Origin of the sequence: Streptomyces actuosus (assembly GCF_016921115.1) — a bacterium.
GTDB classification, from domain to species: domain Bacteria; phylum Actinomycetota; class Actinomycetes; order Streptomycetales; family Streptomycetaceae; genus Streptomyces; species Streptomyces actuosus_A.
In genome coordinates this window covers 1-793 of record NZ_JAFFZS010000126.1, presented here as the reverse complement: position 1 = coordinate 793, position 793 = coordinate 1, and the positions used below count along the sequence as shown (strand labels likewise).

The following is a 793-nucleotide window of genomic DNA, read 5'->3' as shown; positions in this document are numbered from 1 at the left end:
GACGCCTTCGCCACCGTTCGTCGCCGCGCCGGGTTGCCGGCCGTCGCGCTGGCCTGGGGGCCGTGGGCTCCGGGAGCGGGCATGACGGCCGAGCTGACCGAAGCCGACCTGCGCCGCATGGCACGCGAGGGCATGCAGCCGCTGGCAATCGAACAGGGGCTCGGTCTCTTGGACACGGCGCTGGACATGGGAGGCGGTCTGGAGCAGCCCGTCGTCCTGCCGGTCGACCTGGACCTCGCGGTGCTGAGGCGCCGCATCCCCGAGGACGTCCCGGCGTTGCTGCGTTCCCTCGTCCGCGCGCGTGGCCGCCGTAAGGCCGAGAGCGCGGAAGGACGGAACGGCATCGACCTGCGGGGGCGGCTGTTCGCGCTGCCCGTCGCCGACCGTGACCGGTTCTTGCGGGACTTCGTGTCGACTCAGGCCGCCTCCGTCCTGGGCCACACTTCCGGGCACCAGGTCGAGGCGGAACAGACCTTCCAGGACCTCGGCTTCGACTCCCTGACCTCGGTCGAACTGCGCAACCGGCTCAACGCCGCCACCGGCATGCGCTCACCCGCAACGCTCGTCTTCGACCACCCGACCCCGGCGGACGTGGCCCGTCTCATCCTGGCCGAGCTGGTGGAGGACGGCCTCGGCGAGACAGAAGCCGCTGCGGTGCTGCCGGTCGCGACCAGCGTGGACGACGATCCGGTGGTGATCGTGGGGATGGCGTGCCGGTTCCCGGGTGGGGTCGGTTCGCCGGAGGATCTGTGGCGGCTGGTGAGCGAGGGCGGTGACGCGATCGGCGCGTTCC

The 793-nt window shown here is 72.1% G+C and carries 1 protein-coding gene; it reads left to right on the top strand.

Annotated elements, in window-relative coordinates:
* Window positions 1–81: 81 nt before the first annotated feature.
* On the top strand, window positions 82–793 hold a 712-nt coding region (locus JS756_RS35890; protein ID WP_240204879.1), incomplete at its 3' end, for an acyl carrier protein.